General features: G+C 59.2%; 21 protein-coding genes. 13 read left to right on the plus strand and 8 right to left on the minus strand.

Features of this window, described 5'->3' with window-relative positions; translation table 11 throughout:
• The first annotated feature begins 693 nt into the window (after positions 1-693).
• Positions 694-1,617 carry a LysR family transcriptional regulator gene (locus BK658_RS10090; protein ID WP_123582186.1) on the plus strand — a complete coding sequence of 308 codons (924 nt, stop codon included), beginning with the start codon at positions 694-696 and terminating at the stop codon, positions 1,615-1,617.
• Between the two features lie 54 nt (positions 1,618-1,671).
• On the opposite strand, the gene BK658_RS10095 is transcribed toward BK658_RS10090, so the two are convergent.
• From BK658_RS10095 to BK658_RS10110, 4 genes are all read right to left on the minus strand, one after another.
• Entirely contained in the window at positions 1,672-3,060 is a 1,389-nt protein-coding gene (locus BK658_RS10095; RefSeq protein WP_123582187.1) for a TolC family outer membrane protein, read from the minus strand.
• Positions 3,061-3,149: 89 nt separating this feature from the next.
• Positions 3,150-6,236, minus strand: coding sequence for a MexW/MexI family multidrug efflux RND transporter permease subunit (locus tag BK658_RS10100; RefSeq protein WP_123582188.1), 3,087 nt, complete (start codon positions 6,234-6,236; stop codon positions 3,150-3,152).
• Positions 6,237-6,282: 46 nt separating this feature from the next.
• Positions 6,283-7,398 (minus strand): efflux RND transporter periplasmic adaptor subunit, encoded by a 1,116-nt coding sequence (locus BK658_RS10105; protein ID WP_123582189.1) that lies wholly within the window; start codon positions 7,396-7,398, stop codon positions 6,283-6,285.
• A 1-nt stretch (position 7,399) separates the two neighbouring features.
• A complete protein-coding gene (locus BK658_RS10110; protein ID WP_123582190.1) occupies positions 7,400-8,059 on the minus strand; it encodes a DsbA family oxidoreductase in 660 nt (219 codons plus the stop codon).
• Between the two features lie 421 nt (positions 8,060-8,480).
• On the opposite strand from BK658_RS10110, the gene BK658_RS10120 reads away from it, so the two are divergent.
• The 8 genes from BK658_RS10120 (at position 8,481) to BK658_RS10155 (ending at position 15,857) form a co-directional block, all read left to right on the plus strand.
• Positions 8,481-8,672, plus strand: a complete 192-nt coding sequence (locus tag BK658_RS10120; RefSeq protein ID WP_123582192.1) for a YegP family protein — start codon at positions 8,481-8,483, stop codon at positions 8,670-8,672.
• Between the two features lie 246 nt (positions 8,673-8,918).
• Positions 8,919-9,887 carry a glycosyltransferase family 2 protein gene (locus BK658_RS10125; RefSeq protein ID WP_123582193.1) on the plus strand — a complete coding sequence of 323 codons (969 nt, stop codon included), beginning with the start codon at positions 8,919-8,921 and terminating at the stop codon, positions 9,885-9,887.
• A gap of 2 nt (positions 9,888-9,889) precedes the next feature.
• Positions 9,890-10,600, plus strand: coding sequence for a class I SAM-dependent methyltransferase (locus BK658_RS10130; protein WP_123582194.1), 711 nt, complete (start codon positions 9,890-9,892; stop codon positions 10,598-10,600).
• Positions 10,597-10,983 carry a GtrA family protein gene (locus BK658_RS10135; RefSeq protein WP_123582195.1) on the plus strand — a complete coding sequence of 129 codons (387 nt, stop codon included), beginning with the start codon at positions 10,597-10,599 and terminating at the stop codon, positions 10,981-10,983. Before BK658_RS10130 ends, BK658_RS10135 begins: the two co-directional genes overlap by 4 nt.
• Positions 10,980-13,085 carry a DUF6311 domain-containing protein gene (locus BK658_RS10140; protein WP_123582196.1) on the plus strand — a complete coding sequence of 702 codons (2,106 nt, stop codon included), beginning with the start codon at positions 10,980-10,982 and terminating at the stop codon, positions 13,083-13,085. Before BK658_RS10135 ends, BK658_RS10140 begins: the two co-directional genes overlap by 4 nt.
• Positions 13,086-13,205: 120 nt before the next feature.
• A complete protein-coding gene (locus BK658_RS10145) occupies positions 13,206-14,150 on the plus strand; it encodes a LysR substrate-binding domain-containing protein (protein WP_123582197.1) in 945 nt (314 codons plus the stop codon).
• Between the two features lie 78 nt (positions 14,151-14,228).
• Entirely contained in the window at positions 14,229-15,419 is a 1,191-nt protein-coding gene (locus BK658_RS10150; protein ID WP_123582198.1) for a low temperature requirement protein A, read from the plus strand.
• A 75-nt stretch (positions 15,420-15,494) separates the two neighbouring features.
• Positions 15,495-15,857, plus strand: coding sequence for a 5-carboxymethyl-2-hydroxymuconate Delta-isomerase (locus BK658_RS10155; protein ID WP_123582199.1), 363 nt, complete (start codon positions 15,495-15,497; stop codon positions 15,855-15,857).
• Between the two features lie 18 nt (positions 15,858-15,875).
• Here the strand turns inward: BK658_RS10155 and BK658_RS10160 are convergent, their stop codons facing one another.
• From BK658_RS10160 to BK658_RS10170, 3 genes are all read right to left on the minus strand, one after another.
• Positions 15,876-16,811, minus strand: a complete 936-nt coding sequence (locus BK658_RS10160) for a LysR family transcriptional regulator (RefSeq protein ID WP_123582200.1) — start codon at positions 16,809-16,811, stop codon at positions 15,876-15,878.
• A 203-nt stretch (positions 16,812-17,014) separates the two neighbouring features.
• Positions 17,015-17,926 (minus strand): DMT family transporter, encoded by a 912-nt coding sequence (locus tag BK658_RS10165; protein WP_123582201.1) that lies wholly within the window; start codon positions 17,924-17,926, stop codon positions 17,015-17,017.
• 14 nt (positions 17,927-17,940) lie between these two features.
• Entirely contained in the window at positions 17,941-19,125 is a 1,185-nt protein-coding gene (locus BK658_RS10170; RefSeq protein ID WP_123582202.1) for a cyanate transporter, read from the minus strand.
• 209 nt (positions 19,126-19,334) lie between these two features.
• Between BK658_RS10170 and cynR the strand changes: the two genes are divergently transcribed.
• Entirely contained in the window at positions 19,335-20,207 is an 873-nt protein-coding gene (gene cynR / locus BK658_RS10175) for a transcriptional regulator CynR (RefSeq protein WP_123582203.1), read from the plus strand.
• On the opposite strand, the gene BK658_RS10180 is transcribed toward cynR, so the two are convergent.
• On the minus strand, positions 20,201-20,986 hold the full coding sequence (locus BK658_RS10180; RefSeq protein ID WP_123582204.1) for a transporter substrate-binding domain-containing protein: 786 nt from the start codon (positions 20,984-20,986) through the stop codon (positions 20,201-20,203). The genes cynR and BK658_RS10180 overlap by 7 nt on opposite strands.
• Positions 20,987-21,191: 205 nt before the next feature.
• Between BK658_RS10180 and BK658_RS10185 the strand changes: the two genes are divergently transcribed.
• From BK658_RS10185 to BK658_RS10195, 3 genes are all read left to right on the plus strand, one after another.
• The gene (locus BK658_RS10185) at positions 21,192-21,854 is read left to right on the plus strand and encodes a class I SAM-dependent methyltransferase (RefSeq protein WP_123582249.1); all 663 of its coding nucleotides are present in this window, start codon (positions 21,192-21,194) and stop codon (positions 21,852-21,854) included.
• 112 nt (positions 21,855-21,966) lie between these two features.
• Entirely contained in the window at positions 21,967-23,100 is a 1,134-nt protein-coding gene (gene rnd, locus BK658_RS10190; RefSeq protein WP_123582205.1) for a ribonuclease D, read from the plus strand.
• Positions 23,097-23,390, plus strand: coding sequence for a YcgL domain-containing protein (locus tag BK658_RS10195; RefSeq protein WP_019692499.1), 294 nt, complete (start codon positions 23,097-23,099; stop codon positions 23,388-23,390). The genes rnd and BK658_RS10195 overlap by 4 nt, the downstream gene beginning before the upstream one ends.
• Positions 23,391-23,497: the final 107 nt, after the last annotated feature.

The raw sequence follows: 23,497 nt of genomic DNA on the forward strand, positions 1-23,497 counted from the left end.
ATTAACTCCCTTCATGTTTTTCATTACGCTTATGCATGTGATTATTTTTAGGCGGCAATCGGCCGTCATGCGCAGTTGTGACGCAGGCTTTATTTATATGAAAAATCGGTGATTCTGCTGCGCACGGCAGCGATGTGGCAGTTTTATGAACAATGGTAGAGGCTGGATGTGACAGAAAAGTTATAAAGTTATGCTTAAGGTGTTGGCCGGTTTGCCCCTGAAAAAAAACAAGGGTTTAGGCTCTGGCAAGGGCCTTGTGGGGGAGGACACTAAAGAAGTGAGTGATTCAGGAGTTGGAGCGTATTAAATAACAAGGCAATAGACTGCACACCCGCGGGAGCGACCCGTTAGTCATCGGAAAGTTTAAAGAGACTGTATTTTTTAAAATGTCCTATGGCGATGATTTGATTTTTCTACATCAGGTTCCTGGAGCGTTGCGCGATAGCGCTACTTGGAACGCGAGTACTAGTGTTTGCGACGGGTAATAGTGATAAAGGTAAAAAACGGGTTTGGAAAAGTGAATTAAGTTGAGTCAACCCAATCATTGTTTTCATGTATTCCCACGCGACAAGGATCGACAGTGGGCACGCACGAATCGAGGGGGCCGATGGAGTAGGGTGAGAGGGTTTTTTGTGGTAAAACGCCACGTCGTAGTAGCTCTGATGTTTACCCGATACGGACAAGGAGGTTCGAATGTTTTCCAAGATCAGTCTCGACCAGTGGCAGGCTTTTGTTTCTACGGTTGAGTGTGGCGGTTTCCAGCAGGCTGGCGAGCACATGTTCAAGTCGCAGTCGGCCATCAGTCATTCGGTCAACCGCATGGAAGCCCTGCTGGGTCAGGAACTGTTCCTGATCGAGGGGCGCAAGGCCGTATTAACGCCTCTGGGCCAGGCTCTGCTGCCTCAGGCCAAGCACTTGCTGGGTTCGGCGCAAAAGCTTGAGCGGCTGGCCAATCAATACCAGCCAGGGCTGTTTACCGAGCATGCGCTGGCGGTCGACATGCTGTTTCCCACCGATTTGCTGGAGCAGGCGCTGTTCCGTTTCTCCTCAGTCTTGCAAGGGCACCGTATCCGGCTGTACGAAACGGCGTTGTCCGGCGCACGCGAACTGCTGGAAGACGGCAAGGTCGAGCTGGGCATCGCCAGCAGTCTGCCGGCAGGTTATATGCAGGAATTCCTGCTCAACGTCTCGTTGCAGTGCGTCGTGGCGTCCGATCACTCACTGGCCCATTTCAACGGCGAGTTGAGCCTTACCGACATGAAAGATTACCGGCAAATCGTGATTCGCGATTCGGGCATGCGCACCTCGCAGAATAGCGGCTGGCTCGGTACCTCGCAGCGCTGGACTGTAAGCAACCTGAGCACCGCGCTGACCTTTGTTGAACGAGGCCTGGGCTTTGCCTGGCTGCCGGAGCATATGGTCAGCGAGAAGCTGGCGAGCGGTCAGTTGCAAACGGTGCCGCTGTGTCATCAGCGTGAACGCGAAGTGCCGATGTATATGGGCTTCCCGGAAGAGTACAAGCTCAACCCGGAAGTCCGGTTGATGACCGACATCATTCGCGAGCTGTGCCAGGGCATCAGGAGTGACAAGTCCGAGGCCCTGGCCCTGGCGCTCTGAAACCGTGACCCACCTGTGGCGAGCGGGCTTGCCCATTCGCCACAGGGCCATGGCTCAGAGTGTTTTCACGCCTTGTTGCGCCAGGTCTGCCGGCAGGAAGTCCTTGTCGGGGTCGTAATCGGGTTTGAGGTACTGCGCCAGACTTTGCAGGTCGGCAGGGCTCAAGGTTCCGGCCGCAAGCTTCAGGCGCAGGCCGCTGAGGATGTAGCTGTAGCGGGCCAGGTTGTAGTCGCGCACCGCGTTGTACAGATCGCGTTGGGCGGACAGGATATCAACGATGTTGCGGTTACCCACTTCATAGCCGACTTCTGTCGCGTGCAACGCACCCTGGCTGGAAATGATGGTCTGGCGTAAGGCGCGTACCTGCTCGCGCTCGCTGTTGACCGAGCGAAAGGCATTGCGTGAGGTCTCGACCACCTCCCGTTGCAGGCTGGTCTGGTCGTATTCGCTTTCGTCGAAACGGTGATAAGCCTCGCGAACCCGAGAACTGGTGCGCCCACCGCTGTACAGCGGCAGCTTGAAGTTCAGCTGCACCGAACTCTGTTTCTCGTTACCGCCGCGTTGGCCGAACCCTGGCGGGTTATCCATCACATCGGCGTCGCCCTCGGCATACCCCAATTGCAGCCCCAAGGTGGGCAAGTGCGCGGCCTTTTGGCTACGCAGGTTTTCCTGTGCCGCCTGGGTTCTTGCCTGGCTGGCACGCAGGCGCAGGTTTTGCGTCAGCGCCTGGTCAACCCAGGACTGGGCTTCGTTGGGTATCGGTGGCTCGACGGGGAGGGTATGGCGGATGCCGATCAAGGGCGCCTGAGGCTGGCCGGTCAGGCGATTCAGCGCCTGGTAAGCGTCGTCGGTCAGGCGTTGGGCGTTGATCACGCTGGCATGGGAACGGTCGTAGCTGGCCTGCGCCGAAAGCACATCGTTCTGGTCCGAGAGGCCGGCGTCGTAGCGTTGCCGGGTCTGGTTCAACTGACGCTCAAAGGCGCGCAGTTCGGCTTTGGTGGCGGCCAGGGTGTCTTCGGCCAGCAGTGTGTCGAAATAGGCCTGGGCGGTCTTCAGCACCAGCTCTTGCTGGACGGTGGAGAAATCCAGTTTGGCCTGTTCGCTCAGGGCGTTCGCGGACTTGAGGTTGAACCAGTGCGCGGCATCGAACAGCGGCTGGTTCAAGGTCACGCGGTAGAGGCTGCCGTTGCGGGTGTCGACATCGTGCAGGTTGGTCCGGGTGCTGCCATTCAGGGCTTGCAGGTCAATCTGTGGCAACAGGTCGGCGCGTGCCTGGGGCACGGCTTCGCGGCGGGCGAAGTAATCTTCCTGGGCGGCGGCTATTTCGCTGTTGTGCTCCACGACCTGGCTGTACACCGACATCAGTGTGCTGCGCGAGGACGTTTCAACGGCGTTGGCCTGGCTGGTGAAGATCAGCAGGGTGATCAAGGACAATCTGAACATGACAGGTACTCTTTTTCGGCCAGCCTGTCCCGCAGAACCCGGTGCGGGTTCTGGGGCAGGTGGCAAGATGAAAACGGTTGGGGGCGGAATCAGTTGGTCAGGGCGTTGTTGACCTGGCTGAGTTCCTGATTGCGGGCCGAGTGCTGGGCGGCTCGGTGATCCTTGGCCAGGTAGGTGTAAACGGTGGGCAGAATGAACAGCGTGAACAGCGTGCCCACCAGCATCCCGACCACAATCACCAGACCCAGGCTGAAGCGGCTGTGGGCACCCGCGCCGCTGGCCAGCAGCAGCGGGATCAGCCCCACCACCATGGCGGCGGTGGTCATCAGAATCGGTCGCAAACGGATCAGCGCCGCCTGCTCGATGGCTGTGCGCCGGTCGAGTTGCTGGCTCTGTTGCAGTTCGTTGGCGAACTCGACCATCAGGATCCCGTGCTTGCTGATCAGGCCGATCAGCGTCACCAGCCCGATCTGCGTATAGATGTTGACGGTGGCGTAGCCCAGGTACAACGGAGTCAAGGCGCCGCAGATCGACAACGGGACACTGATCAGAATCACCAACGGGTCGCGCAGGCTTTCGAATTGCGCTGCCAGCACCAGGTAGATCACCAGGATCGCGAAAGCGAAGGTGATCATCAATGCACTGCCTTCCTGAACGAACTGGCGGGCATCCGACAGCCAGTCATGGGTAAAGCCGGCAGGCAATGTCTGGGCTTGTGCGGTCAGGAACTTCACCGCATCGCCGATGCTCACACCGGGTGCCGGAACCGCTTGCAGGGTGGCCGAGTTGAGTTGGTTGAACTGGGTCAGCTTGTTCGCTTCCACCGCCATCTCGAAACTGACCAGGGTCGACAGCGGAATGTGCGCACCGTTGGCCGCCTCGACGTATTGGCCTACCAGCAGTTCGCCAGACATGCGCTGATTGCGCGGCACCTGCGGGATCACATCGTAGGCCCGGCCATTGAGGGCAAAACGGTTGATGTAGTTTTCGCCGACCAGCACTGCCAGCGAATCGCCGATCGCCTGCATGCTGATCCCGAGATCGTTGGCCTTGGTGCGGTCGATCTTGATGTTGACCAGCGGGCTGTTGAAGTCCAGGTCGCTGTCGACTACCGCGAACAGTCCGCTGGCGCGCGCCGCTTGTTTGATGCGTTCCAGTTCCTCGAACACCACGCGGTGATCCTGGGAGCTCTGAATCACCATCTGCACCGGCAAGCCACCGGTGGAACCCGGCAACGACGGCAACTGGAAGGCGAAGATGCTCATGCCTTCGATCTCGTTCGCTTCCTGCTGCACCTGGGCCTGAATGGTATCGGCGCTGCGGGTGCGTTTGTCCCACTCACTGAGGTTGGCGCCGCCGAATGCACTGCGGGGTCCGTCGTTGCCGACCACAACCCAGGTCATGTCGGTTTCCGGGTAGGTGCCCAGCAAGGTGTCGAGTTTGCGCGAGTAGGTTTCGGTGTAGTCGATGTTGGCGTATTGCGGGGCCTTGGCCACTGCCAATACCTGCGCCTGGTCTTCGCCGGGGGCAAGTTCACGCTGGGCGTTGAGGTAGAGGAACGGCAGGCTGGCGAACACCAGCAGAGCAATCACGGCGGTGATCCACGAGTGGTGCAACGAGAAGTCCAGCACCCGGCCGTACTTGTCGCCCAGCCAGTGGAAGAACCGTTCCGCGCCACGGGCCATCATGCCTTCGTTGGATTTGCTGGTGAGCAGCAACGAACTCATCAGCGGCGACAGCGTCAAGGCGACGATCCCGGAGACGATCACCGCCCCCGCGAGAGTGAAGGCGAACTCTTTGAACAGTGCGCCCGTGAGGCCGCCCATCAGGCCGATCGGCGCATAAACTGCTGCCAGGGTGATGGTCATGGCAATCACCGGGCCACTGATTTCCCGTGCGCCGACCATCGCCGCATGCAGCGGTGACTTGCCTGACTCGATATGCCGATGGACGTTCTCCACCACCACAATCGCGTCGTCGACCACCAGCCCGATTGCCAGCACCATCGACAGCAATGTCAGCAGGTTAATGCTGAAGCCGAACAGGCTCATCATCGCCGCGGCGCCGATCAGCGACAGCGGAATCGTCACCAGCGGAATCAGTACCGTGCGCATCGAACCGAGGAACAGGAAAATCACCACGGCAACGATCACCACCGCTTCCAGCAAGGTGCGCATCACTTCGTCGATGGAGGCCTTAATAAAGCGCGCGACCTCGAAAACGATGTTCATGGTCATGCCCGGCGGCAGGGTTTTCTGCACTTGGGGCATCATGTTTTCGACCGCTTTGACGATGGTCAGCGGGTTGCCGCTGGGCGTCGGGTGCAGGCCGATGAAGACGCTTTTTTCACCGTCCATGATGCCGCTGGTTTCATAGGCGGTGGCGCCGAGTTCGGCCGTGCCGATGTCACTCAGGCGGATCAGCGTGTCGCCCTTGCTCTTGATCACCAGTTGGCGAAACTGCTCGACACTGGTCAGGTCGGTGTTGATATTGATGTTGGCCGAAACGTATGCGCCCTTGGTCTGGCCGGGGGCTGCCTGGAAGTTGTTCTTGCGGATCGCCTCGGCCACGTCGCTGGCAGAGATATTGCGCGCCGCCATGCGCACCGGGTCCAGCCACAGGCGCATGGCCAGGGTCTGGCCGCCGAGCACTTCGGCATTGGCGACGCCGTCGATCGACGAATACAACGGCTGGATCACCCGCGACAGGTAATCGGTAATGGCCGGCAGACCGATATCCTTGCTGGAGAAACCGACATAAATCACCGCCGTACCTTCACCGGACGACTTGGCGATCACCGAGTCATAGGCGCCTTCGGGCAGGCGGTATTTCACCTGATTGACCGCGGCCATGATTTCCGTCAACGCCTTGTTGGAGTCGGCGTTGAGTTTCAGGCGGATGCTGATCAGGCTCTTGCCCTGGGTCGAGCTGGACGTCAGGTAGTCGACTCCGTCCACCGAGGCCACGGCCTGGGAAATCGGTTGGGTGACGAACCCCTGCATCAGCGACGATCGGGCGCCGGGATAGCTGGTGGTGACGGTGATGGTCGCGCTTTCCAGCGCCGGGTACTGGCGTATCGGCAGCTTGAGCAGGGCCAGCACGCCGAGCATCACGATCAGCGCGCTGACCACCAGCGTCAGCACGGGGCGACGAATAAACAGGTCGGTGAATTTCATACCGGAACAGAGCCTTCTTCAGTTGCTCGTTGGCGAAGGGAACGCTTCATTGCTTTTGCGCCATATCCAGGAGCGGGCCGTTGTTCTGGGCCATGGCATCCTCGGTGATGCGCACCGGCATGCCGTTGCTCAGCTTGATCTGGCCGGAAATCACCACGCGATCACCGGGTTTGATCGCATCAAGTACGACGATGCGATCGCGATGGCGCGGGCCGACCTTGACGAACACCTGCTCGACTTTCAGTTGGCCGTCGTTGTCGCGCACCACAAACAGCGAGTTGCCGTAGGCGGTGTAGTTGATCGCGGTTTCCGGCACGGTCAGGGCGGTAGCCGGATTGGGCAGTGAAATCGTGACGTCGGCGAACATCCCCGGTTTGAGCAACAGCTCAGGGTTTTCCAGAGTGGCCTGGACTTGCATGGAGCGAGCGCCCGGATCGATCTGCTGTTCGAGGGTGCTGACGGTGGCCTTGAACAACCGGTCCGGGTAGGCGTCGACGCGCAGGTGGACCACTTGGCCCGGTTGCAACTGGGCCGCGGTCTGTTCCGGCATCGGGAAATTGACGAACAGGCGCGAGAGGTCGGTCAGGGTCACTACCGGGTCGCCGGGGTTGAGGTACTGCCCCAGGTTGACCCGGCGAATCCCCAGGACGCCGGCGAACGGTGCGCGGATGGTCTTCTGGTTGATCACCGCCTGGACGCTGGCAATATCCCCGCGCGCCTGGTCATAGTTGGCCTGAGCCTGGTCCAGTTGCGATGGCGTGGAGGCCAGCAGCAAGACTTTGCGGGTGCGTTCCAGGGCCAGCCGGGCGTTCTTGGCCTGGGCCTGGAGCTTGCTCATGTCACCTTGTTCGCGTTCGTCATTGAGCTTGATCAGCACCTGGCCGGCGCTGACGCTTTTGCCGGAGGCGAAGTTCAGTTGCACGATCCGCCCGCCGACTTCCGGCGAGACCTGGACCTGATTCACCGCTTCGAGGGTGCCGACGCCGGACAGCTCCACCGGAATCGGGCCGGAGATCACGCTGGCCACAGCCACCGGAGTCAGCGCGGCCACTGATGCGGCGGGCTTGTCGGTCTTGCCGCTGGCGAGCAGCGGGGTGAAGGCGGCAATCCCGATCGCCGCTGCCAGCGCCGTGCCGCCGCTGAGCCAATAAGTCATTTTCATCTCAGTTGTCCTCGACGATCGGCAGGTTGTCGGCAGTGGCTTGCAGGATTTGTTTGAAGTTGCCGCGCAGCATGTCCAGCGACAGCGCCCCCGGTATCACCCACAGACCCTCGACCACCAGGCTCGGCACCGAGCTGATGTTCAGGGCACGACCTCGGGCGAGGTCGTTTTCCAGATCACTCAGCGCGTGCCGTTCCAGGTACTCGGCGAAGTAATCCGCGCTGAAGCCTTGCTCCTCGGCCACTTCGAGGATGGTCTGCAGGCTGCCGATGTTGCGGCTCTCTACCAGATGGGCGTGTTGCAGGCGGTCAAACATCAGCTCGTGGGCCTTGGGACCGGCCAGGGACTGGGCGGTCTGACAGGCTTTGGCGGCCAGCAGGCCCGAGGGGTATTCAAAATCCTGTTGGCGCATGCCTTCGATATTGATGCGCTTGACTTCTTCGGCTTTGGCGCACTGCTCCCAGTGCTGGAGGATCACTTCCTTGGCCTTGGGCATTGAACCGAAACGCTGGATCATCTGTGCGTTGTTCGATTGCAGGACGAAGCTGCGGTGCTGGATATCCAGATCGAGCTCTTCGCTCAAAGCTTTCAAACGCGGGCCCAGTACAAAGCACCAGCCACACACAACATCATGAAAATATTCAACTTTTAGAGACGGCATGGGGTATTTCCTGAAATCGATGAGATGGCAGGACTATCCCTTGGCGGGTGATGAACAAAAAAGCGACTTTTTTGAGGTATATCCACCCATGGTGCTCATCATCGGGCGGATAGCTGTCGCAGCAGACAGGTATGGGGGCGGTGCAAAGACGGAACGATCTTGTTTGTTCCGTGCTTTTTTTGAGCCGATCGGGATGAATGCGGCCTAGGCGCTGTATGAAAAATAAGTACGATTTCCTGAAAACTGACGGTGTTCAGTCAGCCTTTTTACTGGCCTCAGTGTCTGTTGGCTTTCGTCGGGGTGGAGGTTTTTTTGGGTAATGTCTGCTTACTTTTGATCGCCGTTAAATCTTGAATCACTCGTCTACTCTGCGTGCACAGACCAGGAGTCTGTCGTAATCAGCAGTCGCAAGGAGCGAACCATGTACTTTGAGATCTACAGGCAGTCGCGAGGCACCCTGCTTACCGGGAAGGGCCAATGGCGCTGGCGTTTAAGGGCGGCCAATCATGAGACGGTTGCCAGCGGCGAGTCGTACGTCAACAAGGCGGATTGCCTACACGTGATCGGGTTGATCAAAAGCGTCCACAACGAAACGTCGGTGAAGGAAATCTAGGCAGTACCTGCTGGTGTGTGGAAACGAAGCTGCTCAGATACATCGGGCAGCTTCGCGGCTTCGGCGTCTGGTGAATCAGGTCATCCACCTGATGGCGAAAGGGGGTAAATGAATGGCCAAAATCGCCGCAGTTTCGCCCTTGCATCACCTTCCACGCTCCTGCTTAATGCCACCATGGCTCATGGCGCTGGAGATTAACTGGCGACCTCGGATTATAGAAAAATCACTATAAAAAAGAGCAATCAATTGACCCATCAGCATGGAACGCATTCGGTCGGGCACGTGGCGCTATCGCTCGTCATTCCCGTCTTCAATGAAGTGGCCACCATCGATTTGTTCATGGCGCGGATCACCGAGGTCTTCAAGGATGAGGCGTTGGTCGGTCTGGAGATGGTGTTTGTCAATGACGGCAGTACTGACACAACGCTGGACCTGCTTCTCGAGCGTCAGAAGACCGACCCCCGTGTGCGAATCGTCGATCTGAGCCGCAATTTCGGCAAGGAAGCAGCTTTGACAGCAGGCTTGCAGACTGCCACTGGCCAGGTGGTAGTGCCCATCGATGTCGATCTCCAGGATCCGCCCGAAGTCGTCCTCCAGATGATCGCCCGCTGGCGTGAAGGCTATGAAGTGGTGTTGGGCCATCGCGTGAGTCGTCACAACGACTCTTGGGCCAAGCAAACCTCCGCCAACTGGTTTTATCACCTGCACAACAAAATCTCTGATCAGCCGCTGCCGAAAAATGTCGGTGATTTTCGGCTCATGGACCGCTGCGTGATCGATGCCTTGCAGACCTTGCCGGAGTCACGGCGTTTCATGAAGGGCTTGTTCGCCTGGGTCGGGTTTCGGACGACCCATGTCGATTACGAGCGTCCGGAGAGGGTGGCGGGGGAAAGCAAATTCAATGGCTGGCGCTTGTGGAATTTCGCGCTGGAAGGCATCACCAGTTTCAGCACCGACCCACTCAAGGTCTGGACCTATCTGGGGCTGCTGGTGTCCGTGGTTTCTTTTTCGTTCGCCACCTTCATTGTGTTGCGGACGTTGCTGACCGGGGTCGATGTCCCGGGCTACGCCTCGCTGATGGTTGCCGTCACCTTTCTGGGGGGGCTGCAATTGATCGGCATCGGGGTGCTGGGTGAGTACCTGGGCAGAACGTACATTGAATCAAAACGCCGCCCGGTTTATCTGGTGCGTCGCGTCCATAACGCCGAGGACTGACCATGGATCTCAAGGAAACCGACATCCTCGGTTCAAGCATCGATCAGCACTGGTATTACTGTTCAAAAGCGGCGGCGACGACTCGCCTGCTGGGTAATACCCCCGTCAAAAGGATTCTCGACATTGGCGCCGGCTCCGGCTTTTTCACCCATCATCTGCTGACCCGGACAACCGCCACCGAGGCCTGGTGCGTGGACATCAGTTACGACGCGGACTCGGACGCCACAATTGCCGGTAAACCGCTGTACTACCGTCGTTCGATCGATTTGGTGGACGCCGATCTGGTGCTGCTGATGGACGTGCTGGAGCATGTCGATGACGACGTCGGGTTGCTCAAGGACTACGTCGATAAAGTCCCATCCGGTAGCCGTTTCCTGATGACGGTGCCGGCGTTCCAGTTTCTCTGGAGCGGGCACGATGACTTTCTCGAGCACAAACGTCGCTACACCTTGCCGCAACTGGAGACGGTGGCCAGGGACGCCGGTTTGACGGTCAAGCAGGGCGCTTACTACTTCGGTCTGGTGTTCCCGATTGCGGCGATGCTGCGGCTGTCGCCCAAAGGCGCACAACCTTCGCCGCCACGCTCGCAACTCAAGCAGCATCATCCACTGGTCAATACACTGCTCAAGACTTTGTGCAGCATCGAGCTTCCCTTCATGAGTGTTAACCGTCTGGCGGGTCTGACGGTGTTTGTCCTGGCTCAAAAGCCGTGACTTCAGTCGAAAAAACAGCCCTGATCAAGCGTGGCCTGCGTTTTGCTGTGACTGGCCTGTTTGTCACGGCGCTTCACGCAGTTATTGCCGTGCTGTTCATCAACTATGTGCTGCCGATGCCGCCCTTGGCTAATGGCGTGGCATTCGCTGTGGCGACTGTTGTTTCTTACGTGATCAACACTACCTGGAGCTTTTCCAGCCGACTGCACGGCCGAACACTGATGCGCTTCATGGCGGTCTCGGGCGCTGGATTATTGCTGGCGATGGTGGTCGCCTGGGCCGCGCAAATAGCCGGGCTTCATTATTTGCTGGGGATCGGGGCTGTGGCGCTGACCATTCCGGCCTTCACGTTTGTGCTGCATAACTTCTGGACGTATCGATGAAGCTTTCTGGAAAGCGCCTGACGATCTCGATGTTGCCTGTTCTCATGGGGATTCTGGCGTTTTTTATCGTTGTCGGCCCTCGGGCATTGAACCCGATGAACATTGCCTGGCTGGATAGTGGGGACCCGGCGACCCATTACCTTGGTTGGGTTTTTTTCCGGTACTCACCCTGGTCGTTTCCGCTGGGGCTCAATCCGTCCTATGGGCTGGAGCTGGGTAACGCCGTCATATTCTCGGATTCAAATCCACTGTTTGCATTGATCTTCAAACCCTTTGCCGCGCTGCTCCCCGAGCCTTTCCAGTATTTCGGTCTCTGGTTCCTGACGTGTTTCATTCTCCAGAGCTGGTTTGCCTGGAAGCTGATGGGGCTGGCCACCGCCAATGTGACCCAGCGCTTGCTGGGTGCTGGGCTGTTTCTCTTCACCCCGGCGATGATTGCGCGATTGGGTGTGCATCTGTCTCTGGCTGGCCATTTTTTGATTCTGGCTGCCTTGTACCTGGCCTTGCGCCCTCAAGCCGACAAGCGCCGTCTGGCCTGGGGTGCGCTGTTGGCTGCAACTGCACTGGTGCATGCCTACCTGTTGGCAATTGTCGCGCTGATCTGGATTGCCGATCTCGTGGCTAAAACCTTACAACGTCACCTGACACTGCCCAAGGCGTTGATCGAGCTGGTCAGCTTGTTTCTTCTGGTCAGTTTGTGCTGCTGGCAGGCCGGCTATTTCAGTGTCGGAGGCAGTGACGTAGGCACGCTCGGTTTTGGGTTGTTTCGCGCGAACGTGCTGACGTTCTTCGATGCCGGCAACTGGTCCTACGTACTGAACGATATACCTGGCGTTCCGGGCGATGGTGAAGGTTTTGCGTTCCCTGGGTTGGGGGGCATTTTTCTGGCCATTTGCGCTTTTCTGGTGATGCTGCAGGGTAACAGCAACGTTGTCGCAGCAGTTTGCAGGCGACCGGTGTTACTGATTGCTCTCTTGGGGCTCGCATTGTTCGCTGTCTCCAACAAAGTCGGCATCGGTGCATTTGAGTTTGACTATCCGTTGCCTGAATTCTTCCTTTCCGCCGCGGGTATTTTTCGGGCATCGGGGCGGATGATCTGGCCTGTCATGTATGTGGCGATATTCGCCGTCATCTACGTGGTTGTCCGGGGGCACACGCCGCGTACAGCGTTGGTGCTGTTAGCCATTGCGCTGGTGATTCAGGTGGCGGATACCCGGGCCGGCTGGGCGGGCGCGCGGAAAACCCTGATGGTCGCGCCGGCACCGCAATGGAAGACCCCGCTGGTCGACTCGTTTTGGCGGAGTGCGGCGTCGCATTATCAGAAGGTGCGCTGGGTTCGTCCGCAAAACCTTTCGGTCAAGTGGCTGACGCTGGCAGATTACGCCGGCACTTACCGTCTGGCGACGGATGCGGTCTATCTGGGCAGGGTGAGTACCTCGGCCGTAGAGGCGGCACAACGCAAGGCGGATCTGACCGTCGATTCCAGAAAGTATGACACCGACTCCCTGTATGTACTGGACGAGAGGGCGCTGCTCCAGGTGGCAGTCTCCCTCGACAGCAACACCGATGTTCTGGCCAGAATCGATGGTTTGAATGTACTGGCTCCAGGATGGAAACAATGTGCCGATTGTCCCGCAGTAAATGCCGTCAATCCGCTGGAGTTGATTCCATTACTCAAGCAGGGTGAAAGGATGCTGTTCAAGGAAGGGAGCTTGGCGACGGCCTATCTGGCAAAAGGCTGGTCTGCCAACGAACCGTGGGGGACCTGGTCAGAAGGCTCCGATGCGGAAATCATCCTGCGGCCGATGGCTGACGTGCATTCACTGCTGCTCGAAACCAATGCCTTGTTGGCCCCGACGCACATGCGTCAGTCGTTGGAAGTCCGCGTCAATAACATTCCGGTCCTCGACACCAGCCTGATCAAGCCAGAAGCGAACAGGATTGAAATCGCCCTGCCAGCCGAGGTGAAAAAGCTCATCGCACAGCAAGGTGTGTTGCGGATCCAGTTTCACTTTGCCAATGCAATCAGTCCTGGTGAACTCGGCATGGGTGAGGATTCGCGCAAGTTGGCAATCGGGTTACAAGCATTGACTGTGCATTGAGCCGGGCTGCCGGCTCAGCACTGCGGTCGGTCGACAATGTCGTTCAACTGCACAGGTGCGTAGACGCCAGCCCCCAGGCCTTTCTACACTGCTCCCAGTCTTTGGGACTGGGGGCAACTGATGAACCGCAATGAACTGCGTAAGGCCGACATCAATTTGATGGTGGTATTCGAGACGCTGATGCTCGAACGCAACGTGACGCGAGTGGCAGAGAAGCTGTTTCTCGGGCAACCGACCATTAGCTCGGCACTCAACCGTTTGCGGGCGATGTTCAACGATCCGCTGTTTATCCGGGTGGGCCACCGCATGGAGCCGACGGCGCGGGCCGAGGAACTGATTCAACACCTCTCGCCGGCGCTGGACGCGTTGTCCTCGGCGTTGAGCCTGACCCACCACTTCGATCCTGCCAGCAGTACCATGACCTTTCGCATCGGTTTGTCCGATGACGTCGAGTTCGGTTTGCTGCCACCGCTGTTGCGCGCATTGCGCCAGGAAGCGCCGCAAGTGGTGTTCGTGGTTCAGCATGTCGATTACTGGCGGATCCCGGACTTGCTCGCGTCCGGTGACATCACGGTTGGCATCAGCCAGACCCGCGGCCTGCCGGCCAATGCCAAGCGCAAACTGTTGCGGCACATTCAGCCCTGCATACTGCGCGCCGATGCCTCCGATACGCCGCTGACCCTCGACGAGTACTGTTCGCGGCCGCATGTGCTGGTTTCGCACACGGCCAATGTCAGTGGCTATGCCGATGAGTGGCTGGCCGAGATCGGTCGCAAACGCCAGGTGGTGCTCTCGGTGCCGCAATACAGTGCCTTGCCGGCGCTACTCGCGGGGACCGACCTGATTGCCAGCCTGCCGGACTACACGGCGGCGGCGATGGCGGCTTCAGGTCAGCTGTTCAGCGAACCGTTCCCGTTCAAGACGCCAACCCTGGACCTGTCCATGGTCTGGCTGAGTCACGTCGATAGCGACCCCGCCGAACGCTGGCTGCGTGCCCGGCTCGAAGCCTTCATGAGCGAGCGCGGTGTGTCCGGGATACAGAGCGACAAGTTGCTCGGACGGTAACCGGCGGCGGCTTGCTTGCCCGACATAGTGTTGTTTTGCTGCCCGTGTTTTCCCGATGACTGACCGGAGATCCATCCCATGAGCAGTTCCCGTTCTCTGTTGCGTGGGCGCGGCAGTTACGACAGTGGCAAGGTCGGCATGGTCGAGCTGTTTTTCGATCTGGTGTTCGTGTTCGCCGTCACCCAGCTTTCCCACTCCCTGCTCGCGCACCTGACGATAGGTGGCGCGGTGCAGGTCGCCTTGATGATGGTGGCGGTGTGGTGGGTGTGGATCTTCACTTCTTGGGTCACCAACTGGCTCGACCCCGAAAAGTTGCCGATCCGCCTCGGTCTGTTCGGTTTGATGGTTGCTGGCCTGTTGCTGTCGTCGTCGATCCCCAAGGCCTTTACCGAGCGTGGAGTGATGTTCGCCGCCGCCTTTGTCTTCATGCAGGTCGGCCGCACGCTGTTCGCGATCTGGGCGGTGCGTGGCGAGCCGTTGAACATGACCCGCAACTTCCAGCGAATTCTGGCGTGGATGGTGCTGTCCGGGGTGTTCTGGATCAGCGGCGCGCTGCTTGAAGGCGATCAGCGCCTGGCCTGCTGGGCGCTGGCATTACTGATCGAGCTGATCTCGCCGTCGCTGTACTTCTGGGTGCCGGGGCTCGGCCGTTCAACGCTGGCCGACTGGAACGTCGAGGGTAATCACATGGCCGAACGCTGTGGTCTGTTCGTGATCATTGCCCTGGGCGAGTCGTTGCTGGTGACCGGCGCAACTTTCGCCGATTTGGTGCTGAACTGGCAGGCGCTGGCGGGGTTTCTGATTGCCGTGCTGGGCAGCGTGGCCATGTGGTGGGTGTATTTCGACAGCGGCGCCGAGCGCGCTCACCACCGGATCGCACATTCCAGCGACCCTGGGCGGCAGGCGCGGATTGCCTACACCTATCTGCATGTGTTGATCGTTGCCGGGATCATCGTCAGCGCGGTGGCCGATGAGCTGGTGCTGGTGCATCCGGAGCATGCGAGCGATGCCGGGATCATCGTGATTGTCGCCGGGCCCTGGCTGTTCTTGCTGGGGTGTGCGTTGTTCAAGTGGGTCATGGCCGATCGGATTTTGCCGCCTCTGTCTCATCTGGCGGGCCTGGCGCTGCTGCTCGTGCTATTGCCTGCGGCGCTGAATCAGCTGTTTTCAGCGTTGGTACTGGGAGGGCTGACCACCGCGGTGATGATTCTGGTAGCAGCGTGGGAAACGCGGGTACTGCGTGAATCGCTACCGGCGCAGGAGCATTGACGCGCCAGGTGTTGGAAGGGCAGGAGCGCTCTATGGTATATACGCCCCTTCGTTCAATCCTCAAGGAGCATCGCAATGCCTCACCTGCACATGGAATACACCGCCAACCTGCCGAACCTCAATGCCGATGTGGCGTTGTTGCGCTTGAACAACGCATTGGTGGCGTCTGGGCAGTTCGAGGAGTTCGATATCAAGAGCCGTGCGGTGCAGGTCGGCGCATTCCGAGTCGGAACCGAGTTGGGTGAGCGTGCTTTTGTGCATGTGAAGCTGGCCTTGCTGAGCGGGCGCTCGCCCGCGATCAAGAAGCAATTGTCCGAAAACCTGTTGGCGGTGTTGCAGGATCTCTGCGAATGGCCCGCCAGTGTTGATGTGCAGCTATGCGTCGAGATTCTGGATATCGATCGCGATTCCTACGCCAAGACTGCCATCAGTCACTGATATCCTGCGCGCTGACCCTCAGATAAAACCCTGTTCTGTGCAGGCCTTGACCACTTGCTCGCGAAGCCAGGTGTTGGCGCTGTCCAGCTCGCGGGTTTGACTCCACTGCATCTCAAGGGTGAACCCTGGTACGCCGTTCGGCGCCTCGCAATGGCTGAAGACCGAGTCTTTGGCCAGCAGGTGCTGGATGCGCCGGGGCATGGTCAGAATGAAGTCAGTCCCGGTGATCAGCTTCAGTGCAGCGCTGTAGCTGTTGGCGCGCGCAACGATCTGGCGTTTGTGCGCCTGTTGGGCGAGCCAGCCGTCGACCATGTTGGTGGTGGACGTCCACGGCGTGGGGAACACGTGTCGGCGTTCGACGTAGGCTTTGAGGCTGATGCGAGGCTCCAGCGGCGTCGCCCGTTTATCGAAAACGCACACCAGATCGTCCTCAAGCAACACCTGGGATCTGAAATCAGTGTGGCTGCGATGAAAGTTCGGGCCGAAGCCGATCACCAGGTCGAGGCTGCCATCGCGCAGCTCTTCGGCGGGGATGTCGGTTTCGAGTTTGTGCACATTGATGATCACCGGCAGGTCGGCGAAATCGAAGTTCTTCAATAGCCGCGGCAGGATCAGTTGCTCGAAGTATTCCGGCGCACAGATATTGAAGGTCACGGCTTGCTGCGTCGGGTCGAACGCCTGAACCCCGGCATGGCACAGGTTGATGCTTTCGAGAATCTTCTGCACGTGTGTGTACATGGTGCCGGCCTTGTAGGTCGGACGCATACCGGTGCGGGTATTGATGAACAACTCGTCCTCGAAACTGGTGCGCAGTTTCTTCAGGCAGTAACTCACCGTGGACTGGCTGACAAACAGCGCTTCAGACACACCGGTGACGCTGCTTTGCTCATACACGGCGATGAACACCATGAGGTCCTGCATGTCGAGCTTTCTAAGCAAGTTACTGTTCAGCATCCGTACTATCTCACTCCGCTCGTTGCGCAAGTTGTGCGCAAACGTGTGCGAGTGATGCTAACGGAACGATCGTCCTAGGAGAATGGCTCGTAGGATTATTCACGGACAAGTGTGGGACAGAAGTTGTAGCAAATGCGACGTCTGTCGCAATCCGGGCCGAAGGCGGGTGAGCACCTTCAGCCTTCAGCCTTCAGCCGCAGTATTTACGCGGTTACCGGAAGTGCGCGACGGCTGGACATTACCAGCGCGAGCATCCCGATGGCCACCAGCAAGGCACCCACGACTTCCAGCTTCAGCGGTTGCTGCGCCAGCCAGACCCAATGGAACAAGGTGATGAACAACGTGCTGAGGTAGACGTAGGAAATGACCGTGGACGGTGCTATCACCCCGATCGCCCGGTGCAGCAACCAGAAGGTTGCCAGGGTCGCGAACAGCGCCAGGTAGACCAGCCAGAACAGGTCGTGGGCGGACAACAGGGCGCCGGATCGCCAGCCGCCATTGACCAGGCTGAACGCGAACAGAAACAGCGAGCCGAAGAGCATGTTCCAGAACGTCATCACCACAGGCCCACGACCCTTGAGGCTGTGGGCCTTGAAGCGCTGACTCAACGGTGAATAGAGGGCCATCGCCAGGCAGCCAACCCCGAACACTGACACCGCATAGAGCGAAGGGACTTCGCCGGGGCCCGTGCCCTTGAGGATCAGCAGTAGCGCACCGGCCGCTGCAATCAGCATCGGCAGCAGGCGGCTTTTCGAACTGTTGCCAGGTATCAGGAAGGCCTCGAAGCACAGCGTCATCAACGGCACCAGGGTAAACAGGGTTCCGGTGTTGACCGCCGAGGTGTAACGCAGCGCTTCAAACAACGAGCCGAAATACACGGCCAGCAACAGCCCGAGCCAGGCATGACTGACAAGGCCCTTGGCGGTGATTGCGGTGCCGCCGTTGAGCAGCAGCATCGGCAGAAACGCCAAAGCCGAAAACAGCAGCCGCAGGCCGGTCAGCAGGATCGGGTCGATGGATTGGCTGACCTCGGCAGCGGCGAAAAACGAGGCGGCAACCAACATGGCCCAAAGCAACATGCCCGCGTTGGCGGAGGCGAAACTGGTGTGTTTCATTGGTGTGTCCCTGATCAATCAATGTGTTTGGCGTAATGCCGTGGGTCAAAGCGCAACACCATCAGAACCATCAACAGCATCACTGCTGTCAGTGACCACCAGGCCCATTCGAAACTGCCCAGTTGATCGCGAATCATCCCGGCGATCAGTGGCGACAAGCCTGCGATCAAATAGCCGATTCCTTGCACGAATGCCGTGAGCCCACCGGCGCGCTGAGGATTGTCCAGGTGATCCAGCGAGACGATCAGGCTCATGGGAAACAAGCCGCCAATACCCAGGCCCAGCAAACACGGCCAGAGCAGGCTCAGGTGTTCCGGGCTGAGGATCAGCCCGCAGAAACCGGCCATGATCAATCCCAGCAACACCACCAGAACCAACCGTTTATCGCGGCTGCGGTTGGCGATAGCCGGCGTCAGCAAGCCGGAGATCACCTCCATGGCCGTCAAAAAGCCTAGCAGCAGGCCGGCGTTCTGCTCGCTCCAGCCTTTTTCGACGTAGTACGGGGCCAGCCAAGCCAGCACGCAGGTGTAGGACGCGGTGCCCAACCCGAAGAAAATCGCCAGCAGCCAGGCGCGCGAATTGCTGAAAAACGCTTCTTTGCGTTGCACGGTGGCAGGCGTCGCGGGGACGGCGTGACGTTGGCCGTACCAGAGCAGCAGGGCGAGCAGTGCCAACAGCGCCCAGATCGCCAACCCCACACGCCAGCTGCCGGTACGAGTCATCACCAAGGGCGCGAACGATGCCGCGATGGCCGCGCCGCCCATGATCGAGGTGACGTAAAGCCCCATGAACAGCGAAACGTTGTCGCTGAAGCGGGATTTGATCAGGGCTGGCATCAAGGCCTGGATCAGCGCAATGCCGATGCCGGCGAGGACTGCGCTGAGGATCAGTTCGGCAGCCGAGTCGAGGAACAGCCGAGACACAGTGGCCAAGCCAATGATCAGCAGCGACAGCACCACCGTTCGATGTTCTCCCAGGCGCCGGCTGACGCTCATGCCGAAGAACATCGCCAAGCCCATTGCCATCACCGGCAGCATGGTCAGCAGCGATGCTAGGCTGAAACTCAACGCAATATCGCCGCGAATGGCTGACAGCAGCGGGCCGATGGCGGCCATCGACGGACGCAGGTTAAGGGCGACGAGGATCACGGCGATCATTAGCCAGACAGCGGGGCGGGAGGTGGCGCGAACGTTTTCCATAACGATACCTTTAAAGACAAGGTCTGGATTAGGCGGTGCGCGGCGGGAGTCGGCAAGTCAGAAAGTCATGTGCTGTATTTAAAAATTAAATACTGCTCGGTTTGCCGGGAAAAAGTCGTAAGGGATGGCGCACGGATAATGTTTCCAGCTATAGCGTCGCTGACGGGCTTATGATGCCTTCCATAATCCATGTCTATAGTTGAGTCGGCATGCTGTTACGCCATATCCGTTATTTGCTCGCGGTCGCCGAGCATCGCAACTTCACTCGGGCTGCCGAGGCATTGCATGTCTCGCAGCCAACGCTGTCGCAGCAGATCAAGCAACTTGAGGATGTCCTCGGTGCGCCGTTGTTCGATCGTTCCGGGCGCACGGTGCGTTTGACCGATGCCGGCGAGGCGTATGTGCGTTATGCGCGGTTGGCCTTGCAAGACCTGGAGGCGGCCAAACGCGCAATGCACGACGTACAGGACCTGACACGCGGTTCGTTGCGGCTGGCGATGACGCCGACCTTCACGGCTTACCTGATCGGCCCGTTGCTGGCGCGTTTCAACAGCCTGTACCCGGGCCTCAACCTGAGCGTCGAGGAGATGACCCAGGACCAGATCGAGGCTGCGCTGGCCGAAGACCGACTGGACCTCGGCATCGCCTTCACCGGCAGTCACCTGGCGGACATCGACAGCCAGACGCTGTTTGCCGAAACCTTGAGCCTGGTCGTCAGTGAGGCGCATCCAGGGTTTGTCCGGCAACAATCACTCGATGTGCAGGCGCTGGGCCAGCAGTCGCTGGTGTTGCTCAGCGGCGACTTTGCAACCCGTCAGCACATCGACCTGTATTGCCGACAACAAGGCATCGCGCCACGCATCGCCATCGAAGCCAACTCCATCAGCGCGATTGTCGAGATTGTTCGTCGCGGATATCTGGCGACCATTCTCCCCGAGGCCATCACCCATGCGCTGCCGGGGTTGCGCCCGTTGGCACTGCAACCGGCGTTGCCACAACGCACGGTGGCCTTGCTCAGTCGCAAAGGGGCTTATCGCAGCGCGGCGAGTGAGGCATTCCGGGCGCTGGTCAGTGTTCAGTGACCGGGAGCGGTCGCCAGCCACTGGGCGAGCACCGCATCATAGGCGCCGGTGGCTTTGCTCAGGTGTAGCCACTGATCCACATAGGCCTTCCAGGCCACGTCATCACGAGGGAGCAAGTAGGCTTTCTCGCTGTACTGCAAGTACTGCTCGGGGTTGACCGCGCACAAACCGGGTTTGAGCTTCTGCTGATAGCGCGCTTCGCAAGCGTCGGTGATCATCACGTCGGCCTTGTTTTCCAGCAATTGCTCGAAAATCGTCACATTGTCCGGGAAGAGGGTCAGCGTGGCGTTGGGCAGGTGAGTGCGGGCAAACACTTCGTTGGTACCGCCTGCCGGCTCGATCAACCGCACGGACGACTGGTTGAGCTGTTCGATGGTTTGATAGCGTTGTTTATCTTCGCAGCGGACCAGCGGGATTTTTCCGTCGACGCCCAGCGTGTCGCTGAAAGCCGCCTTTTTCTGCCGCTCCAGTGAAACCGAAATACCACCCATGCCGATATCGCAACGGTCAGCCAGAAAATCCGTCATCAGGTTCTTCCAGGTGGTGGGGACCCATTGCACGTCAACGTTCAGACTTTTCGCCAGGGATTGGGCCATGGCGATATCGATCCCCTCGTATCCACCCTCTGCGCGCAGATAGGTGTAAGGCTTGTAATCGCCGGTGGTACAGACCTTCAGATGACCCCGTTCAATCACCTGGTCCAGGTGCGAGGGCGCATTCTGGGCAAATGCCTGGACGCTGAACGTGAGCAAGGAGCAGAGCAGTAAACGAGCTTTCATCGGGTCGTCCTTGAGTGTTGCCAGAGGAAGAGGGGAGGTCGACGTCGGTATTTGTTGGCTGGATGGGCTGGTGCAAGCGTGGGGCCAGCGTGTGGCGCAGCAAAAGCTGCAGGCTAGAGCCGGCATCGTCATTAAACCTTTTTTTCACGCGCAGCTTGATAACCTGTCGCCAGTCAGTCGTTTCCTTTATCAAGAGTCGCCAGTTATGTCTGCGCAACCCCCTTCCTCTGTCGAGCACGAATTTGCTCGACGCTACGATCAGGAGCACGCTCGAGTCTGCCTCCAGCCGCATCCCCGTGGGCTGGTGCAGCGGTTTTTGCAGTGGCGTGGCAAGCGACTGGTGCGGCGCGCACTCAAGGTGGCTGGCGAGCCGGGGCTGATTCTCGATGTGGCCTGCGGGGCAGGGGGCAACTGGCCGGTGCTGGCCGAGCACACCAATCGGGTGATTCTCGCCACCGACCCGTCCCAGGAAATGCTCAACCACGCCCAGACTCATCATCCGGCCGAGCTGCTCAAGCGGGTCAAAACCTTTCAGGGCTCGGCATTCACCATCGGTTTGCCGGAAAACTCCGTGGATTGCATTTTTTGCACACAGTTGTTTCAGCACATCGAAAACAGTGAGCACCGCCTGGCGATACTGCGTGAATTTCACCGGGTCAGTCGCGACGCGTTGATCGTGTCAGTACAGCGGGATGGGTACTTCAAGCTGCGTGCGCGGTTCGGCGAGGATGCACAACTGCGTCAGTTGGCGACTAAAGTCGATCTTGAGGCAGAGTTCCGGCAAGCGGGTTTCAAGACGCTCAAATACCTGGACACCCTGCCTGGCAGCGACCTGCCGCGAGTCTACGTGCTGCATAAAGCCGACTAGTTGTCCTATTCTTCTCGAGCCGCGGGAGTTTTGCTCAAGCGCTTGCTCAGTCAGTGCGCGGAAATCGCCGGGGCCGATATATACTGCGCGCCATTCTTCAAGGGAGAGCCGTGTGGCCATCGATATTCACTGGATTCGCGACAACGATAGCCTCGGTCAGTTTTGCGCCCAATGGCAGCAGTTGCCGTTCGTCGCCCTCGACACCGAATTCATGCGGGTCGACACCTTTTATCCGATCGCCGGCCTGTTGCAGATTGGCGATGGCGAGCGGGCTTTCCTGATTGATCCGTTGACGATCGACAACTGGCAACCGCTGGCCCAATTGCTGGAAAACCCGGCAGTGGTCAAAGTGCTGCACGCCTGCAGCGAAGACCTCGAAGTCCTGTTGCGCTTGACCGGCAGCCTGCCTGCGCCATTGTTCGATACGCAACTGGCGGCTGCCTACCTGAACCTGGGCTTTTCCATGGGCTACTCGCGGCTGGTGTCGGAGGTGCTCGGCATCGACCTGCCCAAGGGTGAGACCCGTTCCGACTGGCTGCAACGTCCGCTCTCGGAAACCCAGATCAGCTATGCCGCCGAAGACGCCGTGCATCTGGCGGAGGTTTTCGTACATCTGCGACCGAAGCTGTCGGACGAAAAGTACGCCTGGGTCCTGGAAGATGGCGCCGAACTGGTCGCCAACCTGCGCCGCGAGGTCGACCCTTACGAGGTGTATCGCGAAGCCAAGCTGGCCTGGAAACTCTCCCGCGCCCAACTCGCCGTACTGCGAGAACTCTGCGCCTGGCGCGAGCACGAGGCCCGCGCCCGCGATCTGCCGCGCAACCGCATCGTGCGTGAGCATTCGTTGTGGCCGCTGGCACGCACCCAGCCGGATAATCTCGGGGCATTGGCGAAAATCGAAGACATGCACCCGCGCACCGTGCGTCAGGACGGTGAGTTTCTGCTGGGCTTGATCAAGCAGGCGGGCAGTGTCCCGCCAGACCAGTGGCCGCCAGCGGTGCCGGAGCCCTTGCCGGTGGAAGCCGCGGCACTGGTCAAGCGTCTGCGGGCGCTCGGTCAGGTCGAAGCTGAACGCTTGAACATTGCCCCGGAACTGATGCTGCGCAAGAAAACCCTCGAAGCCTTGCTCAAGAGCGGCTTCCCCGAGGGCCCTTACCAATTGCCTGATTCGTTGCGTGGCTGGCGCCGCGAATTGATGGGCCAGGCCCTGCTCGACTGCCTGGCCACTGCCGGAGAACAGCCTTGAAACGTATTTGCTCTATCTACCGAAGCCTGAAGAAAAACGAGATGTACCTCTATGTGCTCAAAAGCGATGCACTGGAGCGCGTCCCGGAAAACCTGCTGCTGGCGTTCGGCAAACCGCATCACGCCTTCGACCTGGTGTTGACCCCCGAGCGCAAGCTCTCGCGCGAAGACATCACGGTGGTCCTGGAAAACCTCGACAAGCAGGGCTATCACCTGCAAATGCCGCCGGCCGAAGACGAGTACATCGAGCACTTGCCGGAAGAGCTGCTACGACGCAATGATCCGGTTTGACGGATATCTGTAGAGGCTCTGTCCAGAGCCTCTGGAAACAATGGAATTGATTATTTTGGCGAGGGCCGCGAGCGACGGAGAAACACTCCTTCGGCGGTCTTGTGCAC

The sequence above is a fragment of the Pseudomonas brassicacearum genome (genome assembly GCF_003732175.1).
Classification (GTDB): Bacteria; Pseudomonadota; Gammaproteobacteria; order Pseudomonadales; family Pseudomonadaceae; genus Aquipseudomonas; species Aquipseudomonas brassicacearum_G.